This is a genomic window from Streptomyces sp. LMG1-1-1.1 (assembly GCF_040815545.1).
In the GTDB taxonomy this organism is placed as follows: Bacteria; Actinomycetota; Actinomycetes; order Streptomycetales; family Streptomycetaceae; genus Streptomyces.
In genome coordinates this window covers 308,649-330,699 of the sequence record NZ_JBFPNH010000043.1, presented here as the reverse complement: position 1 = coordinate 330,699, position 22,051 = coordinate 308,649, and the positions used below count along the sequence as shown (strand labels likewise).

At 72.9% G+C, this 22,051-nt stretch carries 18 protein-coding genes; 13 read left to right on the top strand and 5 right to left on the bottom strand.

What is annotated here, in order from left to right:
• Nucleotides 1-3 precede the first annotated feature (3 nt).
• The 3 genes from MRBLMG1_RS25590 (at nucleotide 4) to MRBLMG1_RS25580 (ending at nucleotide 5,101) form a co-directional block, all read left to right on the top strand.
• Nucleotides 4-1,062, top strand: a complete 1,059-nt coding sequence (locus tag MRBLMG1_RS25590) for a HEAT repeat domain-containing protein (protein ID WP_367826451.1) — start codon at nucleotides 4-6, stop codon at nucleotides 1,060-1,062.
• Nucleotides 1,063-1,371: 309 nt separating this feature from the next.
• Nucleotides 1,372-4,473, top strand: coding sequence for a tetratricopeptide repeat protein (locus MRBLMG1_RS25585; protein WP_367826450.1), 3,102 nt, complete (start codon nucleotides 1,372-1,374; stop codon nucleotides 4,471-4,473).
• A 100-nt stretch (nucleotides 4,474-4,573) separates the two neighbouring features.
• Nucleotides 4,574-5,101: a GNAT family N-acetyltransferase gene (locus tag MRBLMG1_RS25580; RefSeq protein WP_367826449.1), complete on the top strand. Its 528-nt coding sequence runs from the start codon at nucleotides 4,574-4,576 to the stop codon at nucleotides 5,099-5,101.
• A gap of 120 nt (nucleotides 5,102-5,221) precedes the next feature.
• Here MRBLMG1_RS25580 and MRBLMG1_RS25575 read toward each other — a convergent pair whose 3' ends face one another.
• Entirely contained in the window at nucleotides 5,222-5,773 is a 552-nt protein-coding gene (locus tag MRBLMG1_RS25575; protein ID WP_367826499.1) for a YdeI/OmpD-associated family protein, read from the bottom strand.
• A gap of 284 nt (nucleotides 5,774-6,057) precedes the next feature.
• On the opposite strand from MRBLMG1_RS25575, the gene MRBLMG1_RS25570 reads away from it, so the two are divergent.
• On the top strand, nucleotides 6,058-6,996 hold the full coding sequence (locus MRBLMG1_RS25570) for a carbohydrate kinase family protein (RefSeq protein WP_367826448.1): 939 nt from the start codon (nucleotides 6,058-6,060) through the stop codon (nucleotides 6,994-6,996).
• On the opposite strand, the gene MRBLMG1_RS25565 is transcribed toward MRBLMG1_RS25570, so the two are convergent.
• The 3 genes from MRBLMG1_RS25565 to MRBLMG1_RS25555 all read right to left on the bottom strand — a co-directional run bounded on the left by MRBLMG1_RS25565 (nucleotide 6,974) and on the right by MRBLMG1_RS25555 (nucleotide 9,421).
• Complete coding sequence (locus MRBLMG1_RS25565) at nucleotides 6,974-8,263, bottom strand: ATP-binding protein (protein WP_367826447.1); 1,290 nt, start codon at nucleotides 8,261-8,263, stop codon at nucleotides 6,974-6,976. The genes MRBLMG1_RS25570 and MRBLMG1_RS25565 overlap by 23 nt on opposite strands.
• 205 nt (nucleotides 8,264-8,468) lie before the next feature.
• Complete coding sequence (locus MRBLMG1_RS25560; RefSeq protein ID WP_367826446.1) at nucleotides 8,469-8,825, bottom strand: DUF805 domain-containing protein; 357 nt, start codon at nucleotides 8,823-8,825, stop codon at nucleotides 8,469-8,471.
• Nucleotides 8,826-9,058: 233 nt separating this feature from the next.
• A complete protein-coding gene (locus MRBLMG1_RS25555; protein ID WP_367826445.1) occupies nucleotides 9,059-9,421 on the bottom strand; it encodes an SPW repeat protein in 363 nt (120 codons plus the stop codon).
• 372 nt (nucleotides 9,422-9,793) lie between these two features.
• On the opposite strand from MRBLMG1_RS25555, the gene MRBLMG1_RS25550 reads away from it, so the two are divergent.
• The gene (locus MRBLMG1_RS25550; RefSeq protein WP_367826444.1) at nucleotides 9,794-10,165 is read left to right on the top strand and encodes a cupin domain-containing protein; all 372 of its coding nucleotides are present in this window, start codon (nucleotides 9,794-9,796) and stop codon (nucleotides 10,163-10,165) included.
• A 65-nt stretch (nucleotides 10,166-10,230) separates the two neighbouring features.
• Here MRBLMG1_RS25550 and MRBLMG1_RS25545 read toward each other — a convergent pair whose 3' ends face one another.
• Nucleotides 10,231-11,202, bottom strand: coding sequence for a TauD/TfdA dioxygenase family protein (locus tag MRBLMG1_RS25545; RefSeq protein ID WP_367826443.1), 972 nt, complete (start codon nucleotides 11,200-11,202; stop codon nucleotides 10,231-10,233).
• A gap of 563 nt (nucleotides 11,203-11,765) precedes the next feature.
• On the opposite strand from MRBLMG1_RS25545, the gene MRBLMG1_RS25540 reads away from it, so the two are divergent.
• The 8 genes from MRBLMG1_RS25540 to MRBLMG1_RS25505 all read left to right on the top strand — a co-directional run bounded on the left by MRBLMG1_RS25540 (nucleotide 11,766) and on the right by MRBLMG1_RS25505 (nucleotide 22,032).
• Nucleotides 11,766-12,998: an ROK family transcriptional regulator gene (locus tag MRBLMG1_RS25540; RefSeq protein WP_367826442.1), complete on the top strand. Its 1,233-nt coding sequence runs from the start codon at nucleotides 11,766-11,768 to the stop codon at nucleotides 12,996-12,998.
• Between the two features lie 76 nt (nucleotides 12,999-13,074).
• Entirely contained in the window at nucleotides 13,075-13,146 is a 72-nt protein-coding gene (locus MRBLMG1_RS25535) for a putative leader peptide (protein ID WP_329625827.1), read from the top strand.
• Nucleotides 13,147-13,527: 381 nt separating this feature from the next.
• Nucleotides 13,528-15,120, top strand: coding sequence for an ABC transporter substrate-binding protein (locus MRBLMG1_RS25530; protein WP_367826441.1), 1,593 nt, complete (start codon nucleotides 13,528-13,530; stop codon nucleotides 15,118-15,120).
• Between the two features lies 1 nt (nucleotide 15,121).
• A complete protein-coding gene (locus MRBLMG1_RS25525; RefSeq protein WP_367826440.1) occupies nucleotides 15,122-16,066 on the top strand; it encodes an ABC transporter permease in 945 nt (314 codons plus the stop codon).
• 5 nt (nucleotides 16,067-16,071) lie between these two features.
• Nucleotides 16,072-16,929: an ABC transporter permease gene (locus MRBLMG1_RS25520; RefSeq protein WP_367826439.1), complete on the top strand. Its 858-nt coding sequence runs from the start codon at nucleotides 16,072-16,074 to the stop codon at nucleotides 16,927-16,929.
• Complete coding sequence (locus MRBLMG1_RS25515; protein ID WP_367826438.1) at nucleotides 16,926-18,761, top strand: ABC transporter ATP-binding protein; 1,836 nt, start codon at nucleotides 16,926-16,928, stop codon at nucleotides 18,759-18,761. The genes MRBLMG1_RS25520 and MRBLMG1_RS25515 overlap by 4 nt, the downstream gene beginning before the upstream one ends.
• Nucleotides 18,758-19,687, top strand: coding sequence for a formylglycine-generating enzyme family protein (locus tag MRBLMG1_RS25510; protein ID WP_414721642.1), 930 nt, complete (start codon nucleotides 18,758-18,760; stop codon nucleotides 19,685-19,687). Before MRBLMG1_RS25515 ends, MRBLMG1_RS25510 begins: the two co-directional genes overlap by 4 nt.
• Complete coding sequence (locus MRBLMG1_RS25505) at nucleotides 19,684-22,032, top strand: arylsulfatase (RefSeq protein ID WP_367826437.1); 2,349 nt, start codon at nucleotides 19,684-19,686, stop codon at nucleotides 22,030-22,032. The genes MRBLMG1_RS25510 and MRBLMG1_RS25505 overlap by 4 nt, the downstream gene beginning before the upstream one ends.
• Nucleotides 22,033-22,051: the final 19 nt, after the last annotated feature.

The window sequence follows — 22,051 nt, the reverse complement described above, 5'->3', positions numbered from 1 at the left end:
GGCGTGTTGATCGGTGAGGTGGCGCGACGCTCGGGAGTCAGTTCCCGCATGCTCCGGCATTACGAGTCCCTCGGCCTGGTGCGGCCTTCCGGTCGTACGGGCTCCGGCTACCGGGAGTACTCCGGGGACGACATCCGGCGGATCTTCCACATCGAGAGCCTGCGGTCGCTGGGTCTTTCGCTGCGCGAGATCGGGCGCGCGCTCGACGATCCGGCGTTCACCCCCGCCGAGCTCGTCGGCGACCTCGTCCTCCGGACCCGCGAACGCATCGCCGCCGAGACCGAGCTGCTCACCCGGCTGCGCCGGATCGACGCCTCGGATCCCGCCGGCTGGGAGGACGTCCTCCAGGTCGTCGCGCTCCTCCAGGCCCTCTGCTCGCCGAGCGCCGACGCCCGCCAGCGTGCGGCCCTCGCCTCCGCCGCCGACGTGCCCCTGCCGGTGGAGGCGCTCGTCGAGGCGGTCCTGAACGAGACGGATCCGAACGTCGCGGGCGCCCTCCGGTGGGCGCTGGCCCGATCGGACGACGGAGGCCCCGCCCTGCTCGCGCGGGGCCTCGACTCACCGGTGGCCGCGGTGCGGGACCGGGCCGTCCGCTCCCTCGCCGAGCTGTCCGGCGACGAGGCCGCCGCGGCGCTGCGCGAGGCCCTCGCGCACGCCGACCCGGTGGTCCGCGGCCACGCGGCCCTCGCGCTCGGGTCACGCGGGGACGCCGACGCGGTTCCGACGCTCATCGACATGATCGTGACGGGACGCAACGACACCGACGCGGCCGACGCCCTGAGCGTGCTCGCCGGCGACCCGGCGACGGAGGACCGGATCACGACCGGCCTCGTCGACCGCCTCAACCACGACACCACCGCAGCCCCCGCCCGCGGACGCCTCACCCAGGCACTCGCCGCCGTACCGGGGACGAAGGCGACCCGAGCCCTCGTCGAGCTGTCGCACGACGAGGACCGCGCCGTGGCGCTGACCGCGACCTACCTGCTGGGGCTGCGCGCCGCCGGCGGCGAGGCTCAGGCCTCGGACGTCGCGGGGAGGACGACGCGGTTGCCGAACTCGTAGGTGCCCGTCGGGGGTCGGCCCGGCTTGTCGCGAACGACGCCACCAACGTGCGCGCGAGCCCACCGACCGCTACCTCGCCGCCGCCACCCCCGCCGGCCCCCTCATCCGGCTCGACCGGTGATCCGCCTGACAAACGCGTGACCCGGATCGGACACTGATGACCTACGTCCGATGCGACGGCTTCGGGCGATGCGGTGCCGGCCTCAGGAACGAGGGAGGCGAAGCGACGGGGGTGCGGATTTGCCGGGAGCGGGTCATCGGGGTCTGTCGAGGGGTGCACTGATCAGGCAGCGCGCGCAGGCGCGGTTCGTGGGGCGGCGGTCGCAGTTGGCGCTGTTCACGGAGAACCTGACGAAGGACCCGCAGTCTGAGGAAGACCCGGCGGAGTTCCTCTTCCATGTGCGCGGGGTGGGCGGGGTGGGGAAGTCCACCCTGCTGCGGCAGTGGCAGGAGGCGGCCAGGCGCGCGGACGCGGTGACGGCCGTGGTGGACGAGAACGACGTCCACGGGGTGCAGCAGGCCCTGGCCGAGCTGGCCAGACAGTTGGCGGAGCAGGCGGGCCCGTGCAAGGAGTTCGACAAAGCGGTCGAGCAGTTCCGGCGTGACCAGGCGGCACAGGCGGATCCGATGCCCGCGGAGGGCGAGGCGTCCGTGGCGAGCCGGGTGGTGACGCAGGCCGCTCTGGGAGCGGTGTCGCTGGTGCCGGGGGCCGGCGCGGTGACGGCGATGGTGAATCCGGATGCCGCGGCCCAGGGGTTGGACCGACTCCGATCGACCTCCCAGGCTCGTGCCCGGCGGCGGGGGGCCCGGGGCGAGGAGGCGGATCTGAGCCGGGCCTTCGTCGCCGAGCTGGAGCGGTCGTGCCGTCGACACCGGTGGGTGGTGCTGTTCTTCGACACGTGGGAACAGACCGCCCAGTACCTGGACGGCTGGCTGCTGAGCATGCTGGAGGAGGAGTTCGGCGCGGTGCCCGCAAACGTCATCGTCGTACTGGCCGGCCGGGACGAACTCGCGGAGCGCGAGTGGGCATCGCTGCGGGCGCAGGTCGTGGACGTTCCCCTCGAAGTCCTGACCGAGGCCGAGACACGCTCGCTGCTGACCGCGCGGGGCGTCACGGACCCGGGTGTGATGGAAGCGGCACTTCGGCTGTCGATGGGACTGCCGCTGCTCGCGGAACTCCTCGCCCTGGCCCACCCCCACACGGCGGAGGACGTCGACGCGGACGGGGACCTCGCGGACGTGGCGGTCGAACGGTTCGTGCAGTGGATCACCGACCCTGAGCAACGCGAGGCCGTGCGGGCGTGCGCGCTGCCCCTGCAGCTGAACGAGGACGTCTTCGCCGCCGCCGCCGGCCCTGGCAGAGAAGGGCTGTGGCAGTGGCTGTGCGGGCAGCCGTTCGTCAGCGGCCGCGGCGGCTTCAAGCACTACCACGCGGTGGTCCGCGCCGGCATGGTCCGCCAGGAGCGCACCCGCTCCCCTCAAGGCTGGGCTTCGAAGCATCTGCAACTCGCCGACACCCACGCCGTCTGGCGCGCCACGGTCGAGGAGCGAATCCCCGAGGCGAAGCGGTGGAAGAACCCCGAATGGCGCCGCCACCGTCTGGACGAGACGTATCACCGGCTCTGCGCCCACCCCGCCACACACCTCACGCCCGCACTCGAACAGCTCGTACACGCTGCGGACCAGGACACCGCTGTCCTGCGGCAATGGATCGAGACACTGGAACAAGCCGCACATGACACCACCGACGAAACCCTGCTCAGCTGGTCAGGCCGCCTCCGGGATGCTCTGATCGGAGACGAGCCCGAGTTCACCTGCCTTGGCATCCTGCTCTCCTACGGCCGTTTGAGTGCTGAGATCAAAAGCTGGGCACACACCTACCGTGGCGTACTCCTCTACCTCCGCGACCGGGAGGAAGAGGCACTCACCGAGCTGGACCGCGCCCTTGCCCACCATGCCCGCAACGCCCGCGCCTGGGCACGTCGCGGCGAAGTCCATCGCTGGCTCGGCCACCACGACGCGGCCCTCTCCGACCTCACCGCCGCACTCGACATCGACCCCACCGACGCCTGGGCCCTGGGCACCCGCGGCCAAGTTCACCAACAGGCCGGCCGATACGACCAGGCCGTCGCCGACCTCACCGGCGCACACGCCCTCGACCCCACCTACGCCTGGGTCCTCGGCACCCGTGGAGAGGCGCACCGGCAGGCCGGCCGACTCGACCAGGCCGTCTCCGACCTCAATGCCGCCCTTGAACTCGACCCCACCGACGCCTGGGCCCTCGGCACCCGTGGAGAGGCGCACCGGCAGGCCGGCCGATACGACCAGGCCGTCTCCGACCTCACCGCCGCGCTCGTGCTCGACCCCACCTACGCCTGGGCCCTGGGCACTCGTGGAGAGGCGCACCGGCAAGCCGGCCGACTGGATCAGGCCGCTGCCGACCTCACCGCCGCACTTGAGATCGACCCCGGCTACGCCTGGGCCCTGAGTACTCGTGGAGAGGCGCACCGGCAGGCGGGCCGATACGACCAGGCCGTCTCCGACCTCACCGGCGCACTCGTGCTCGACCCCGCCTTCGCCTGGGCCCTCGCCCACCGCGGAGAGGCGCACCGGCAGGCAGGCCGACTGGATCAGGCCGCCTCCGACCTCACCGCCGCACTCGGCCTCGACCCCACCTACGCCTGGGCCCTGGGCACTCGTGGACAGGTGCACCGGCAGGCCGGCCGACTGGATCAGGCCGTTGCCGACCTCACTGCCGCACTTGAGATCGACCCCGGCTACGCCTGGGCCCTGAGTACTCGTGGAGAGGCGCACCGGCAGGCCGGCCGATATGACCAGGCCGTCACCGACCTCACCGCCGCACTCGAAGCCAACCCCACCGACACCTGGGTTCTCGGCACCCGCGGAGAAGCTCACCACCAGGCCGGCCGATACGACGAAGCCGTCGCCGACCTCACCGCCGCACTGGAAATCGACCCCACGAGCGCCTATGCCCTCGGCGTCCGTGGCAGAGCCCACCGGCAAGCAGGCCGGTTCGACAAGGCGCGAGTGGACCTGGAACGGGGAGTGGAAGTGGACCCCGAAGACCTCTCCTGCACGTTCGAGAAGCTCATGCTCGACACCGTGGAGGGACGGCTTGCATCGTGTGCGGAGCAATGGGGTCAGCTGCTCGCACATCCCACGATCCCGCTGAACGAGGCGAGTTCCAAAATCCTGGTCCTCTTTCGTGCCGTACTCCTCGAGCCGGAAGACCGTGTGGCAGAGGCAGCCGAGGACTTGCGCACGGCAGGACTGGGGCTGGGTGACCTCGCAGAGATCAAGAGCTATCTGGCTGAGCTCTCTGCGGCGGGAGAGGTCGTAGCAGACCGTGCGCGGCATGCCTTGGCCTGCCTGTCGAGCACCACGGGATGAGCATCCGACCGGGGCGACGAATGGTGCGGAGGGCGGCCCCTGCTCGTCCCGCTGAGCAGCCGCCGGCTTCCTGCTCGTCGCACCTGAGATGATCGGAGGCGTGACCGCCGTCCCGCACTCCGCCCCGCCTCCCGCCCTGCAGCCGCTCGTGACCGAGCGGCTGGTGCTGCGGCGCGTCCGGAGCGGTGACGTACCGGGCGTGACACGGCTGTGGACCGATCCCGACGTGCGGCTCCACCTCGGCGGCCCGGTCATCGAGTCCGTCGTCCGGATCCGTCAGCGCCGGATCGTCGGTGCGGCCGGCTCCCACGCGGTGGTCCGGGCCGAGGACGGGGTGCTGCTCGGGCTCGTCACGGTGGAGGACGGCGGACGGGGCGGCGAGACGGAGGTCTCGTACCAGTTCCTGCCCGAGCACTGGGGGCGGGGTTACGCGCGTGAGGCGGTCGGCGCGGCCGTGGCGCGGGCCCTGGAGACCGCGCCGAGCGTCGTCGCGGTCACCCAGGAGGCGAACTCCAGGTCCCGTCGGCTCCTGGAGGCCATCGGTCTGGAGCACGCCGAGTCCTTCGTGGAGTGGGACGCCCAGCAGGTCCTCTACCGGCGGCGCAGGGACCCGGGCCCCGGCGCCTGACGTCCGGCCCGGCCCCGTCGCGGAGCGCGATGCCCCGGCGCCTGACGTCCGACCCGGCCCCGTCGCGGAGCGCGATGCCCCGGAGATCCCTGGCGCGCGGGCCAGCTCCCGCCAGCGTGATCAGCGCCGCCCCTCGCCCGCCGCCAGCGCTGCCACCGACCGCTCCAGGCGGGCCGCCCTCGTCTTCGCGGTGCGGGCCTGCCAGAGTCCGAGGATGACGAGGTAGCGGTCGGTCTTGCCGAGGGCGTCGAAGGCGGCGGCCGCGCGCGGGTCGGCGGCCAGGGCGGCGGCGAGGTCGTCGGGGACGGTGGCGTCCTTCTGGGACGGGTACGCGGCCTCCCAGCGGCCGTCGCGCCGTGCGGCCCGGACTTCGGCGAGGCCCGGTTCACGCATACGGCCCGCGGCGTCGAGCGCTTCCACCTGGCGGACGTTGACCTGGGACCAGAGGCTGCGGGGCCGGCGCGGGGTGATCTTCTGGAGGTAGGTCCGCTCGTCGCGCGTGATGCGCTTGCCGGTGATCCAGCCGTAGACGAGCGTGGCGTCGAGGATCTCGTCCGCGGTCGGGGAGGGGAGCCCCGAGCCCTTCTTCGCGAGGAGCAGCCAGATGCCGGGGGTGTCCCCGTGGTGCGTCTCCAGCCAGGCCTCCAGCTCCTTCCCGTCGCCGAACGCCATGACCCCGAGCCCCTCGACCGTGTCCACCGGTTCCACCGGAAGTCCTCCCCCCCAGTACGTCCGGCGCCGCCGGCGACCCCGGCGGCGCCCCGAGGCGACCACGATAGGCACAACGGCCGGACGGCGGACGGAACTCGGGCCCGCCGCCGCGTCGAGGCGGGTGCGACGGGGCGGCGTACCGGACCGAACGGGCGTACCATCTGCGGGTCGTCCGGCAGGGCACCCGCATCCAAGCGGCGGCCGGGCCGGCTACCGGGACCACTACGCCGAGGAGCTCTGACCGCATGTCCATCCTGGTGATCGGCGAGTGCGTCGCCGACATCGTCCGGGTCCCCGGCACCGAGGACCGGGTCCACCCGGGGGGCAGCCCCGCCAACGTCGCGTACGGCCTCGCCCGGCTGGGCCGTGAGGTCACGCTGCTCACCCAGCTCGCCGACGACGACGCCGGGCGGCTGATCGCCGACCACCTCAAGGGCGCGGGGGTGCGGGTGGAGATCGGCGGCGTGCCCGCCCGCACCCCGTCGGCGGTCGTTGGCCTCGACGACCACGGCCGGGCCACGTACACCTTCGACATCGCCTGGACGCTGGAGGCGGACGGCGCCCGGCCCTCCCCGGCCCCCGTCCACGTCCACATCGGGTCGATCGGGGCCGTCACCGCGCCGGGTGCGGCGGCGGTGCTCGACCTGGTCGAGGGGCTCAAGGGGCAGGCCACGGTCAGTTACGACCCGAACGTGCGCCCCGCGCTGATGGGTGACCACGCCGAGGCCGTCGCCCGCGTCGAACGCTGTGTCGCCCTCAGCGACCTGGTGAAGGCCAGCGATGAGGACCTCGACTGGCTGTACCCGGGCGAGGACCCGGGCACGGTCGCGGCCCGCTGGCTCGGCCTCGGTCCCGACGTCGTCCTCGTCACCAGGGGCGCCGAGGGATCGCTCGCCGTCACCCGGCGGTCGACGGTCGCCGCGACGGCGCCGGCGGTCTCCGTCGTGGACACGGTCGGCGCGGGCGACTCGTTCATGTCCGCGGTCCTCGACACGCTAGCGTTCCGCGCCGCGGCGGACCTCGCCGGGCTCGGTACCGAGTACCTGGCCAGGCTGCTGTGCACGGCGGCCGCGGCGGCCGCCGTCACCGTGTCGCGGGCCGGGGCGCAGCCGCCGGACCGCGACGAACTGGACGCGGCGCGCCAGGAGTTGTCCTTCGTCGTCAGACCCGTGCGTGGGTCGTGATGTCCGAGGCGAACTGCTCGATCATGTCCGGCGTGACGGTCGGGCGGCACTGTCCGATCGCCGCCAGGTAGTCCGCCGTGCTCGCCCCGGGGGCCGGGCCGTCGCCGCCGCGCCCGCCGATGGCGATCAGGTCCCGCTCGAAGGAGGCCTGGGCGGCGATCCGGGCCGCGTGCTCGATGTCGGCGGGGGTGAACTGGTCGCTCGCCAGGACGAGTTCGTCGATGTCGACGTCGATGCGCCCGTCGGTGTAGCGGGCCCAGATCGCCGCGCGCGCCGCCTTGTCCGGCGTACCGATCGGGATCAGGTAGTCGAACCGGCCGGGGCGCAGGAACGCCGGGTCGAGGGAGCGGATCGAGTTGGTGGCGCAGACGAGCAGCCGCTCGTCCCGCTCGCGGAAGCCTGGTATCAGCTTGAGGAGTTCGTTCGTGACGCCGTGCATGCCCCCGGGCTGTGCGGGCTCCGAGCGGACCGGCGCGATCTCCTCGACCTCGTCGATGAAGACGAGGACCCGCTCCAGTTCCGCGATCCGCGCGAACGCGGAGCGGAGGGCGGCGGCGAGGTTCCCCTCGTCGGCGAGCCGGGACGGCAGGATCTCCACGAACGGCCAGCCGAGCCGGGAGGCGATGCCGCGGGCGAACGTCGTCTTGCCGGTGCCGGGCGGACCGAAGAGGCAGACGGCGCGCGGCGGCCGCACGCCGTGCCGGGTGGCCCGCTCCGGCTCGGCGAGCGGAAGCACCACCCGCCGTTCGATCAGGTCCTTCTCGCGCTCCATCCCGGCCACCCTCACCCACAGGTCGCCCGGCAGCAGCCGGCCGCCGAGGTCGTCGAGGAGTCCGGCTGCCGGACCGTGCAGCGGCTCCACCTTCTCGAAGTAGGCGACGGCCGGCTGCCGGGTGTAGCCGGCGTTCAGGAGTCCCTCGCCGAGGAGCTCCTCCTCCGGCAGGACGTACGCGATCCGCCCGACGCGGGCCGCGACGAGGCGCCGCTCCAGCTCCACGAGCAGGGCGCTCGCGAGGCCGCGGCCGCGCCACGCCGACGAGATCGCGACGCGCATCACCCAGGCCCGCTCGCCGGAGACGCAGGCGAGCGCGGCTCCGATGGGCACGCCCTGGTGGACGGCGACCACGGCCGGCTCCCGGCTGGTGAGGGCGCCGATGCACTCGGCGAGCGAGAACACGGACTCCTGCCCGAGCTCGGCGGTGGTGTCGATCAGATGGACGACCGCGGCGAGATCGCTCTCGCGGTAGTCGTGGATGTGCCAGTTCACCGGTGGTTCCGCCCCTCGTTGGTGCCGTCGCGTCCGTTCGGCGAGGCTAGGCGGGGCGGTGGGGGCGGGTCGTGCGCCACCGTGCACAAGGCGGCGGGGCCAAACGCTCCGTACCGGCTCTATACGCGGGGGAAACCCCCGGAAGTGGACCTTCCGGGGGTTTCACCTTCCGGGGGTTTCCGTCCCCGTGAGGGAGAGCGGCCCGTCAGTGGGCGGGTACCGCCTTCGGGTTCGGGCCGTGGGCGTTCTGGTGCTGGTCGCCCTCGGTGGCGAGGAAGACGATCAGGATGATGGCGCCGACGAGCGGGATCAGGTCGATGAGGATCCACCAGCCGGACCGGCCGGTGTCGTGCAGGCGGCGGACGGTCACTCCGAGGCACGGCAGCAGGACGGCCAGCGCGTAGAGCCCGTACAGCAGCGGATAGGTGCCGAGCGCCATGTCGACGGCGAAGAGGACGAGCGCCGCGATCACGTTGAAGAGCGCGAACATCCAGAATTCCTGGCGACGCGCTCGGCCGGTGAACACCGCGTACTTCTTGAGGACGTCGAGGTACCAGTTCACTTTGTCCCCCCAAGGACTCGGTCAGCGAGCGGGAGCCTGTGCCTGTCTCTGAGGAGCAGTTTTTCGCGCCGAGCGGTGACCGAAACCGCACGCATCGATTCGTTACGCGGTATTGGCCGTTCCCGGACCGGAACGGTAAGAGGCGGCACCTCCGGGGGATGGAGGTGCCGCCGTTCCGGGAGAGGATCAACGGATGGTTGGGGGAGAGGGTGCGTGAGTGAGGGTCAGCCCGGTCACGTCCTCCTCCGCTTGCTCATGAGCAGTCCGCCGGCTGTCAGAGAGAACAGGCAGACGCACGCACCGGTGATCACGTTGCTGAGGATCATGCCGGTGTCGGGGTTCCGCGAGACCACCCACGGGGCGACGATGAGCCACGCGCCCATGAGCAGGACGACGAAGTTCAGGTCCTGCGACCGCTCGGGGGCCATCGACATACACAGGCCGAGGACCGCGAGGGCGATGCCGACGACCAGGTTGCTGATGGCGAGTTCCGGCTGGGCGGCGGAGAAATGGACCGTCCACCCGGAGATCGCGGCGTAGATGCCGGCGAGGATCACGAGTTCCTCGACCGCCGCGACACCTCGGGTCTGGAGCATACGGGCGTACCTGTCCCGCATTTCCGACGCGTCGGGGTGTCCCGCGATATCACCAGGACGGTGAGAGACGTCGGCCATACGACTCGCCTCCTTCTGGCGTCATACACGTCCGACCACAGTCGCGGCAAATGCGTGCCGCTGTTTCATTGTGCGCTTATCTGGTCTTTATGTGTAGGTCTGACCGATAAGTGATGTGCACAGAATTCGGGGCCCGGATCTGCCGGGAACCACCAAGCGAGGGGTGCCCCCGCCGGGAATTCGATGTAAAAGCGAACCATCCTCCCCGCACGGTTGCGCAGGGTGGCGGGGACGGTCCCGGCGTAGCCTGGAAGAGGACTCGGGGACCCTCCTTCTCCCCGCCGGGAGCACAAGATGGCCGGCATCGTACGGAAGAGCTTCGACGAAGCGGACGAGACCCGTCCCTTCGAGGACGGCAAGGGCAGGCTCGATCTGCTCACCAGTGAGGACGGTGCGGTGGGCCGTGCCGTCTTCGAGCCGGGCTGGCAGTGGTCCAAGCACGTCAAGCCGATCGCCGGCACCGACAGCTGTCAGGCGTCGCACGTCGGATACGTCGTCAGCGGCCGGATGAAGGTCGTCATGGACGACGGCGATTCGGTGGAGTTCGGCGCGGGCGACTTCATGCGGGTCACCCCCGGGCACGACGCCTGGGTCCTCGGTGACGAACCCTGCGTGGCCCTGGACTGGGTGGGCTTCACCGACTACGCCATGCCGCCCCCCGCCTGACACCACCACCCCTCCCGCCCCCGCACGGCCCCCGGCGCGCCGACTCACCGGGGGCGGGACGCTCGTCACACGGCGGCGGACTCCGTCGCCGTGGCCGCGGGGTCGGTCGGGGCCGTCGAGGCGCCGGAGGCGATCCCGAAGCCCGGCTCCGGGACGGTCTCGGGCGCGAGCAGCACCGAGGAGCGGCCGTCCACGCCGACCGGCACGTCGCCGTCGATGGTCACCCGGCGGAGCTTGCGGTCGTGGTCGTCGGAGTCGTCCACGCCGTAGTGCTGGGTGGCCCGGTTGTCCCAGATCGCCACGTCGCCGACCTGCCACTGCCAGCGCACGGTGTTCTCCGGACGCTCGACGTGCGCCTGGAAGAGGCCGAGCAGTGCGCGCGAGTCGGCGCCGGTCAGGCCGCTGATCCGCTGCACGAAGTTGCCGAGCAGCAGGGTGCGTTCGCCGGTCTCGGGGTGGACCCGCACCACCGGGTGCTCGGTGAGGTACTTCGTCGACGCGAAGATCTCGCGGAAGCGTTCGAGCTGCTCGGGCAGGACGCCGGGGCGCAGGGCCGCGTAGTCGTAGTCGTTGGAGTGCACGGCGCGCAGGCCGTCGGCGAGGGCGCGCAGCGGCTCCGGGAGCTTCTCGTACGCCGTCGCCGTGTTGGCCCACAGGGTGTTGCCGCCGTAGGGCGGGATGACCACCGCGCGCAGGATCGAGAACGCGGGGTAGGCGGGGACGAAGGTGACGTCGGTGTGCCACTGGTTGGCCCGGCCGCCGTAGTCCGAGTCGATCGGGAAGGAGTAACGGCCGTCGGCCGAGGGGACGGTGGGGTGGGCGACGGGAGTGCCGAGGAGCCGGCCGAAGGCCTCGTGGGCGTCCTCGTCCAGGTGGTCCTGGCCGCGGAAGAAGACGACCTTGTGCGCCAGGAGGGCGGCACGGATCTCGGCGACGGTCTCGGCGGGGAGGTCGCCGCCGAGGCGGACGCCGGAGATGACGGCGCCGAGGCGGCCGCCGACCTTCTGGACGGTGATCGTGGTGGTGGCGGTGGACATGGTGGTTCCTTTCGCGGGGTCCGAGCCGCTCGGAATTAATTCCGGAGCGGAAGTAATGAGGGGAAGCGAAGCCGCGCGAGCCGTACGAGGGGTACGGGCGAGGCGCGTCGAGCGCGGGAAGCGTGCCCAGAGGGCGAGGAACGCGGGAGCGCGAGCGGCGAACCGGCCGCGGGAGGCGTGCCCTCAGGGCGAGGAACGCGGGAGCGCGAGCGGCGAACCGGCCGCGCGGGAGGTCGCGAGGATCAGGCGCCGTGGAGGGCGAGACAGGAGGAGGAGGTCGCGAACATGTCCCGGAGCCTCGCAGCGGCCGCCGCCACACGTCAAGCGGCCGCCGGCTCCCCGAACCCCCGCCCCCGGTGGTTGAATCGGCGCCTGCCCGGTGGCCCCGCGCCTCGCCCCCGTGCAGTGCCGAACCGCCCCTGACCAGTGGTGATGTCCCCGCATTGGGTGGGGTCGGCCGGCCCGGAAGCGCGGACGGCGGCCGTGCCGACGGCGGCCACGGGATTTCACACCGCCGCAACAGTGATCAGAGCCCCACCGCGGAGACGACCAGAGAGGCCCCCATGACGACCACCCCCCACGGCCCCCGGAGGGCGGGCGACGGCCGGCGCGAGGCCAACGCGGCCAGCGTGCTGCGGACCGTCCTCGACCACGGACCCGTCGCCCGCGGCGCCGTCGCACGCCTCTCCGGCCTCAGCCCCGCCGCCGTCTCCCGGCAGGCCACCGACCTCACCCGGCTCGGCCTCCTGCGCGAACTGCCCGAACTCGCGGGAGGCGGGGGAGTGGGGCGGCCCCAGATCCCCGTCGACCTGCACATCGGCGCCACCGGCGGGCCCGTCGCGGGCGGTGTCCACCTCGGGGTGCCCGCCTCGACGTTCGCCCTCGTCGACCTGCGGGGACAGGTCCTGGCGCGCCGGACCTACCCCCACGACGGCATCGCGCCGGACGTCCTGCCCGAGGCCGTCGCCCGCGGACTGCGCGGCTTCCTGGACGAACACACCCGGGGGCGGCCGCTGTTCGGGGTCGGTGCCGCGGTCGGCGGGTGGGTCGACCCCGCCGAGGGGGCGGTGGTGCGCCACGACGCCTTCGGCTGGCGCCGCCGGCCGCTCGCAGCCGAGCTGGCCCGCGGCCTCGGCGGACGTACCACCGTGCACGTCGACAACCACGCCCGCTCCATCGCCCAGTCGGAGATCCTCTTCGGCCGGCCCGCCGCCCGCCGCAGCCTCGTGCACCTCTTCGTCGGCAACGTCGTCGACGCGGCCGTCGGACTCGCCGGAGTCGTGCACCAGGGACCGGGGGCGGCGGCCGGCGACGTGGCCCATCTGCCCGTCCCGGACTCCACCGTCCCCTGCCCGTGCGGGCGTTCCGGCTGCCTGGAGGCGACCGCGTCGAACACCGCCGTCGGGCTCACCGCGGTGCGCCGCGGCATCGTGCCCGAGCCCGACACCTCCCTCGTCGTGGACGCGGCGGCGGCCGGGGACCGGCGCGCCGACCGGCTGCTGAGAGAACGGGCCCGGTCGGTCGGCCGCGCCGTCGCCCTGCTCCTGGACGTCCTCAACCCCGATCTGGTCGTCGTGACCGAGCAGTCCAGCGTGCTCGAACCGGAGTACCTGGAGGAGATCCGGGGCGCCGCGATCGACCTCTCGCACGTCTGCGACGATCCCGAACGGATCGTCAGTCCACATGCCGGACCGGCCACGCTGCCCGTCGCAGCGGGCACGGTTCTACTGAATCCCCTGTTCAGAAGGCCTTTTGAGACGGTCGCCGAGCTGACGGGTGGAGTGGTCGAGGTGTGAGGTCGTCTCAGAATGCGGTCAACCCCGGTTGACCGCCCCGCGAAGCCGCTGTCATATTGCTCCCGTGAATCCGGACATGCGCCTCATCTCCCGCAGGCACGTCGACCTCTGTCGACAGGCCAGCGCGGTCTGTGCCGTCCGCGTCTGATCCCGGCGTCCGTCCCGACGACCGACTCCGGCGCCGGCCGTCGCACCGGCCCCGCTGACACCACCCCGGCCCCGCCGAACGCGGGCGTTCCGCCGTTCCCTCGGGGCACCTGAGGCCGGCGCGTTCCGCCCACCCTCGCCACCGTCGGCCGGTTCGCGCTCCCGTGGCGGCGTCACTCGGTAGCCGAGCGGCCCGTACTGCCGTACCCGCGTACCCCCGTACCCGCGTACCCCAGCACTCCCGTACCCCAGCACCCCCGTACCTCCGGGTCGTGCGGTCTCGACACCGCGCGGCTCGGACCACCACCCTTCCCCCTCTTCCTTCCGCAGCGGAACGAATCCGCTCACCCTGCGGCCTCCACCCCTTCACAGGCAGGCATCGATGACCGAGCTGTTCTCCTCCACGCCCACCGCACTCTCCCGGCGCACCACCCTGCGCGCCGCGGGCGGCGGCACCCTGCTGCTCGGGCTCGGCCTGGCGGGCTGCCGCTCGGCGGTCTCCGAGACCGAGGTGCCCGCCGGCAAGTCGGGGGCGGAGCCCAAGCGAGGCGGCACCCTCACGGTCGCCGTCAACGCGGACTTCACGCCCAGCCTGCTCTTCGCGCAGAGCGCCCAGTCGCTCCAGCAGCGGCTGATCTACAACACCCTCACCCGCTACGACGACCGGCTGGAGCCGCAGCCGGAGCTCGCCACGTCCTGGCAGGCCGCCGCGGACGGCAAGGCGATCACCCTGAAGCTGCGCACCGACGTCACCTACCACGACGGCAGGCCGTTCACCGCCGACGACGTGATCTTCGCCGTGAAGAACCTCCAGAACCCCCTCCGCGCCGCCCAGTTGAGGGCCACCGCGGCGGCCGTGACCGGATTCGAGAAGCGCGGCGACCACGAGCTCGTCCTCAAGCTCGCCCACCCGGTGAACAACCTCTTCGACCTCTTCGAATTCATGATCATCACCGACCGCCACGGCATCGAGGACGCGGTCAGCGGCAGGAAGCTGAACGGCACCGGACCCTTCAGGCTCACCAAGTGGAGCCCCGGCGCCGGGCTCAGCTTCACGCGCAACGACCGGTACTGGCAGCCCGGCCGCCCCTACCTCGACGCCGTCGAGTTCCGCGTGGTGCCCCAGGCCGACGCGCTGCTGTCCTCCCTCCGCAGCGGACAGTCCCAGCTCTCCTTCGGCGTCCCCGGCAAGAACCTCGGGGTCGTCAAGGCCGCCCCCGGGCTCGCCGTCAGCGAGTACGCGACCGGCGGCGGCGCCTACTACCTCGGCGTCAACACCACCGTCGCCCCCCTGGACGACAAGACCGTCCGGCAGGCCCTCGCCTGGGCCATCGACCGCGAGCGGATCCTCAAGCAGGTCCTCGGCGGCTACGGACTCGCGTCCGCCACACCCTGGCCCAAGTCGTCGCCCGCCTTCACCGAAGCCGGCCGCACCCACTACACGTACGACCCCGGCAAGGCCCGCGAGCTCCTCAAGTCCGCCGGGCACACCAGGCTCGACCTGCCCCTGCTCCACGTCAACCTGCCCGGCGAGACGGCGGTCGCCGAAGCCGTCCAGTACGACCTGAAGCAGATCGGCGTGCAGGTCACCCTCCAGCCCACCGACCCCGCGACCGCGCAGAAGCACCTGATCGCCCAGACCATGCCCGGCCTCTGGACCATGGGCCACGGCTTCGCCCAGGTCCAGCCCGCCACGCTCGCCGTGAGCGCCTACCCCTTCAACGAGGCCAAGAACACCTCCAAGTTCCGCTCCGCCGCCTACACGAAGGTCGTCCGGGAGGCATGGACCGGCCCCGCCACCGGAGCCCGCGCCAACGCCCTGCGGCAGCGGATCACCGACACCCTGCTCGACGAGGCGTTCATCATCGACCTCGTCATCCGCGGCTCCGTCCAGGTCTCCGCGGAGAAGCTGCGCGGAGTCACCCTCAACAAGTTCTCCTACCTCGTCCTCGACGACGCCCACCTGGTCGACTGACATGCGCGGCTACCTGCTGCGGAGACTCCCCTCCGCACTCCTCGTCCTCCTCGTCGCCTCCTTCGTCGCCTTCGCCCTCCTGCGGCTCGTCCCCGGCGACCCCGCCGCCGTCCTCGCCGGACCCGACGCGAGCCCCGCCACCGAAGCCGCCATCCGCGCCCGGCTCGGACTCGACGCGCCGCTGCCCGCCCAGTACGCGCGATGGATCGGCGACCTGCTCACCGGAGACCTCGGGCCGTCCTACGCGATCGGCGGGCAGACCGCCGACCTGATCGCCGACGGACTCGCAGCGACGGTCGAACTCACCCTCGGAGCACTGCTGTTCGTCGTCGTCATCGGAGCCGCCTTCGGCATCCTCGGCGCGACCTCCCGCAACCGCTGGGTCAGCGGCACCGTAAGGGTCCTCACCACCGGAGCACTCGCCGTACCGCCCTTCGTCACCGGCGTCCTCCTCGTCCTGGTCTTCGCCGTCCTCCTCGGCGTCCTGCCCCCGGGCGGACGCGTCCCGCTCCTCACCGCACCCGACCTCGGCGTCCAGTACCTGCTGCTGCCCGCCCTTTGCCTCGCGCTGCCCAGCTCCGCCGTGCTCGGCCGCTACCTCAAGGACGGCATCGAGCGGACCCTCGCCGAGGACCACATCCGCACCGCCACCGCCGCCGGCGTCGCACCCCGCCGCCTCCTCTGGCGGCACGCCCTGCCGAACGCCCTCCCGCCCGTCGTCACCCTCCTGGGCATGCAGACCGGCCACCTCCTCGGCGGCGCCGTCCTCGTCGAGGCGATCTTCGCCTGGCCGGGCCTCGGCCAGCTCGCCGAACAGGCCCTCGTCCGCCGCGACTACCCCGTCGTCCAGGACCTGCTGCTCCTCCTCGTCACCGTCTTCGTCCTCGTCCAGCTGCTCACCGACCTCGTCCACGCCTGGCTCGACCCCCGAATCAGGTGGGAGTGACCGCCATGACCACCCTCGCCGCCACCAAGCCGACCCCCGCCCCCAGGCCCCGCCACCCCTACCGGGCCGCCCTCGCCACCGCGCGCGGCCGGACCGGCCTCGCCCTCGTCGGGCTCGTCGTCCTCGCCGGACTCCTCGCCCCCGTCCTCGCCGCCCACGGACCCACCGACCAGAGCGCCCTGGCGCTCGCCGGACCCGGCACGCCCGGACACCCGCTCGGCACCGACGACCTCGGCCGCGACCTCCTCTCCCGGCTGCTGTACGGCATCCGCGCCGACCTCGGCATCATCGCCGCCGCCGTGCCGCTCGGCGCCGCCCTCGGCTGCCTCCTCGCCCTGGCCGCGGCCACCCACCCGGTCGCCGACACCGTCGTCCAACGCACCTTCGACCTGATCCTGGCCTTCCCCGGACTGATCCTCGCGCTCGCCGTCACCGCCGTCCTCGGCCCCGGCCGACTGCCCGTGATCCTCGTCATCGCGCTCGCCGAGATCCCCGCCTTCGGGCGGCTGCTCCGCACCGGCATCCTCGTCCAGAGCGGCCGGGAGTACGTGACAGCCGCCCGCGTCGGCGGCACGTCCGGCGGCCGGATCCTCACCCGTCACGTCCTGCCCAACGCCGTCGACCCGCTCGTCGTCCAGATCGCCGTCTCCCTCACCGTCGCCGTCTTCCTGGAAGGCGCCATGAGCTTCCTCGGCGTCGGCGTCCGGCCGCCCGAACCCACCCTCGGCGCCGTCCTCAGCCAGTCGATGCCCTACCTGGCGCAGGCCCCGCACTTCGCCGCCGGACCGCTCGTGACCGTGACCGCGCTCGTCCTCGGCCTCTCCCTGACCGCCGAGGCGCTGAACCGGGAGATACGCCGATGACCACCCCGCCCCTCCTCGAAGTCCAGGGTCTGGACGTGGAGTTCACCACCCCCGGCGGCGGCGCCCTGCGTGCCGTCCGGGACGTGTCCTTCACCCTCCGCCGGGGCGAGACCCTCGCCGTCGTCGGCGAGTCGGGCTCGGGGAAGTCCACCACCGCCCTCGCCCTGCTCAGGATGCTCCCCGGTACCGGCCGCATCACGGGCGGCTCCGTCCGCCTCGACGGCGAGGAGCTGACCACGGCCGGGGAGGAGCGGCTGCGGGCCGTCCGCGGCGCCCGCGTCGGCATGGTCTTCCAGGACCCGATGACCGCGCTCAACCCCGTCCTCACCGTCGGCCGCCACCTCGACGAGGTGCTGCGGGCGCACGGCGGCCGCGACCGGAAGGCCCGCCGCAGCCGCGCCGTCGAACTGCTGCGCCTCGTCGGCATCGCCGACCCCGAGCGCCGCCTCGACGACCATCCCCACCAGTTCTCCGGCGGTCAGCGCCAGCGCGTCCTCATCGCCATGGCCCTCGCCGGCGAACCCGACATCCTCCTCGCCGACGAACCCACCACCGCCCTCGACGCCACCGTCCAGGACCAGATCCTCACCCTCCTCGGCGACCTCACCCGCAGCACCGGCACCGCGGTCGTCCTCATCACCCACAACATGGGCGTCGTCGCCCGCGCCTGCGAACGCGTCCTCGTCATGTACGGCGGCACGATCGTCGAGGACGGCCCGACCGCCGACGTCCTCACCCGCCCCCGCCACCCGTACACCGCCGGCCTCCTCGCCGCCGTGCCCCGGCTGTCCGCCCCCTCCGGCACCCGCCTCACCGGCATCCCCGGCACGCCGCCGGACCTCGGCCTGCCGCTCGCCGGCTGCGCCTTCGCCGCCCGGTGCGCCCTCGCGGAGGACCGCTGCCACACCACCGCCCCGCCGCTCACCGCCGTCACCGACACCGTCCGCGCCGCCTGCCTGCCCGCCGCCGAACACGGCGCGCCGCTGCCCCCGCCCCCACCGCCCGTACGCATCGACCGGCCCGCACCCGGCGCCGTCGTCCTGAGCGCCGACGGGCTCCGCAAGACCTACCAGGGCCGCGGCCGCCGCTCCTTCACCGCCCTCGACGGCGTCTCCCTCACCCTCGCGGCGGGGGAGACCCTCGGCATCGTCGGCGAGTCCGGCTCCGGCAAGTCGACCCTCGCCCGGGTCCTCGCCCACGCCCAGCCGTCCGACGGCGGCCGGATCCTCCTCGACGGCCAGGACGTCACCCGGCCCGGCCGCGCCGAGCTGCACGCCGTGCGCCGCCGCGTCCAGATGGTCTTCCAGGACCCGTACGCCTCCCTCAACCCCCGCATGACCGTGGGGGAGATCGTCGCCGAACCGCTGCGCGCCTTCGGGATCGGCACCCCCGGCGAGCGCGCCGGGCGCGTCGCGGAACTGCTGCGCCTCGTCGGCCTCGACCCGGCCGTCGCCGACCGGCACCCGCGCTCCTTCTCCGGCGGGCAGCGCCAGCGCGTCGGGATCGCCCGCGCCCTCGCCCCCGCGCCCGACGTCCTCATCTGCGACGAACCCGTCTCCGCGCTCGACGTCTCCGTCCAGGCCCAGATCGTCGGCCTCCTCACCGACCTCCAGCGCGACCTGGGCCTCGCCCTCGTCTTCATCGCCCACGACCTGGCCGTCGTCCGCCAGGTCAGCCACCGGATCGCCGTCATGCACGACGGCCGTGTCGTGGAGACCGGCGACGCCGACGAGCTGTGCGACCACCCCCGCGACCCGTACACCCGCGCCCTGCTCGACGCCGCGCCCGAACCCGTGCCGGTGACCGCCGCACCCGAGGCGGTGTCCGCGTGAGCGCCTGCTGCACCCCGGGCCGCACCTGCGCGGGCCCCGCCGGCCACGCGGCGACCCGAGAGCTCCTGCCGCTGCCGACCGTACGGACCGCTCCGCCGCCCCACCCCGCGGTGGAGCTGCCCGGCGGCACCTTCCGGATGGGCGACGCCTTCGACGAGGGCTACCCCGCCGACCACGAGGGACCCGCACGGGAGGTGACCGTCGCCCCGTTCGCGATCGACGCCACCGCCGTCACGAACGCCCGGTTCGCCGACTTCGTGACGGCCACGGGACACCGCACCGACGCGGAACGCTTCGGCTCCTCCTTCGTCTTCCACCTCCTGCTCCACCCCGCCGCCGAACGGCACGTCCTCGGCCGGGTCCCGCAGGCCCCGTGGTGGCTCGGCGTCACCGGCGCCTCCTGGCACGCGCCCGAAGGCCCCGGCTCCGACCTGGAAGGCCGCGCCGACCACCCCGTCGTCCACGTCTCGCACGACGACGCCCTCGCCTACTGCGCCTGGGCCGGCGTCCGGCTCCCCACCGAGGCGGAGTGGGAGTACGCCGCCCGCGGCGGCCTCGACGGCGCCCGCTACCCCTGGGGCGACGAACTCACCCCCGGCGGCCGGGAGATGTGCAACACCTGGGCCGGCGACTTCCCGTACCGCTCCGACCGGCCCGGCGGCCGCACCGGCACCGTCCCCGTCACCGCGTACGCGCCCAACGGCCACGGCCTGTACAACACCTCCGGCAACGTCTGGGAGTGGTGCGCCGACGCCTTCGGCCCCGGCGAGCGCGTCATCCGCGGCGGCTCGTACCTGTGCCACTCCTCCTACTGCAACCGCTACCGGGTCGCCGCCCGCTCCCACAACACCCCCGACTCCTCGACCGGCCACGGCGGCTTCCGCACCGCCCGCACGCTCCTCCCGGAAGGACCCGCCCCCGCATGACCACCGGCACCCCACGCGACCCCGCCACCCGGTCCACGCACACCCGCCGCGACCCCTACGAGGGCTTCCCCGGGCGCGTCGGCCGGACCTTCGCCGCATCCGAGCCCGCCTGGCCCGCCCGTACCACCCCGCCGGCCAAGGCACCGAACATCGTCGTCGTCCTCGTCGACGACATGGGATTCAGCGACATCGGCCCCTTCGGCTCCGAGATCCCCACCCCGGTCCTCGACGGCCTCGCGGACGCGGGCGTACGGCTCACCAACTACCACACCATGCCGCTCTGCTCACCGGCCCGCGCCGCCCTGCTCACCGGCCTCAACCCACACCGCGTCGGCTACGCCATGGTCGCCAACTCCGATCCCGGCTTCCCCGGTTACGGCATGGAGGTCGCCGACGACATCCCCACCCTCGCCGAACTCCTCCATGACGCCGGCTACGCCACCTACGCCGTCGGCAAGTGGCACCTGGTCCGCGACTCCGCCTCCAACGCGGCCGACCACCGCGGCAACTGGCCGCTCCAGAAGGGCTTCGACCAGTACTACGGCGTCCTGGAAGGGCTCACGAGCCTCTTCCACCCGCACCAGCTCGTCCGGGACAACAGCCCCCTCGACATCGACGAGTTCCCCGACGACTACTACTACACCGACGACATCACCGACCAGGCGATCTCCATGGTGAAGTCGCTGCGCGCCCACGACCCGGACAAGCCCTTCTTCCTCTACCTCGCCCACAACGCCGTCCACGGCCCCCTCCAGGCCAAGGCCGAGGACATCGCCCGCCACCGGGGCCGCTACGACGACGGCTGGGACGCCCTGCGCGACCGGCGCTTCGCCGCCCAGCTCGCCGCCGGACTCTTCCCGCCCGGTACCGAACTGCCCGAGCGCAACAGCGAGGCCGGACTCGACGTCCCCGCCTGGGACTCCCTGTCCGACGACCGGCAGCGGCTCTACGCCCGCTACATGGAGGTCTACGCCGCCCTCGTCGACAACATCGACCAGAACCTCGGCCGGCTCACCGACACCCTCGCCGCCCTCGGCGAACTCGACAACACCATCGTCGTCTTCACCTCCGACAACGGCGGCACCGGCGAAGGCGGCCCCGAAGGCACCCGCTCCTACTTCAGCCGCTTCGTCCACCACCCCCGCCTCCCCGGCGACTGGGACCCCGACGTCGACCGCGACCCCGAACTCATCGGCGGCCCCCGCAGCCTCGTCCACTACCCCCGCGGCTGGGGCATGGCCTCCAACACCCCCTTCCGCCTCTACAAGGGCCACACCTACGCCGGCGGCGTCCGCGTGCCCTTCGTCCTCTCCTGGCCCGACGGCGTCCGAGACGGCCGGCTCGCCACCGGACTCCGATCCCAGTACCAGTACGTCACCGACATCACCCCCACCCTCCTGGAACTCGCCGGCCTCACCAGGCCCGAGACCCGCGGGGGCGTCCCCCTCCAGGAACTCGACGGCACCGACTTCACGCCCGTCCTCGCCGACCCCGCCCACGCCTCCACCCACCCCGAGCAGTACTGCGAGATGACCGGCAACCGCAGCCACTACCGCGACGGCCGCAAGCTCGTCACCCTCCACCGGCCCGGCACGCCCTACGACGACTCCGAATGGGCCCTCTACGACATCCGCACCGACCCCACCGAGATCCACGACCTCGCCGCCGAACAACCGGACCTGGTCAAGGAGTTGTCGGCAGCGTGGGAGGAGGCGGCCTGGCGCAACGGCGTCTTCCCGCTGCCCGACCACAGCGGCGCCCTCACCCGCCGCAACCCCGCCGAACAGCGCCTCTCCCGCCCCCTCACCCTGCTCCCCGGCACTCCGGAACTGGAGCGCTACCGCTCCTCCCGCCTCGTCTCCCTGCGCTCCTTCGAGATCGCCGTGGCCGTCGACGAGACCGGTGACGGCGTCCTCGTCTCCCACGGCGACCAGGGCGGCGGCTACAGCCTCTACGTCGAGGACGGCCGGCTCGCCTTCGCCTACAACGAGTACGGCACCCTCCACGAGACCGACGCGGGCCCCCTCTCCGCCGGCCCCCACGCGATCCTCCTCACCGCCACGGCCGAGGAAGGGCTCCGCTGGCGCTTCACCGTCACCGTCGACGACGAACACCGGGCCGCCCCCGACAGCGTCCACCAGCTCATCGGCATGGCCCCCTTCCAGGGCATCAGCGTCGGCATCGACCGCAAGTCCCCCGTCTCCTGGCCCCTCTTCGAACGCCACCGCTCCTTCCGCTTCACCGGCCGCCTCCACTCCGTCACCTACCGCCCCGGCGCCCCCGGCCCCGACGCGCCCGAGACGGTCACCGCCGCACTGAAGGAGGCCGCGGCGGCCTTCGAGTAGCGACACATGGCGGGGCGAG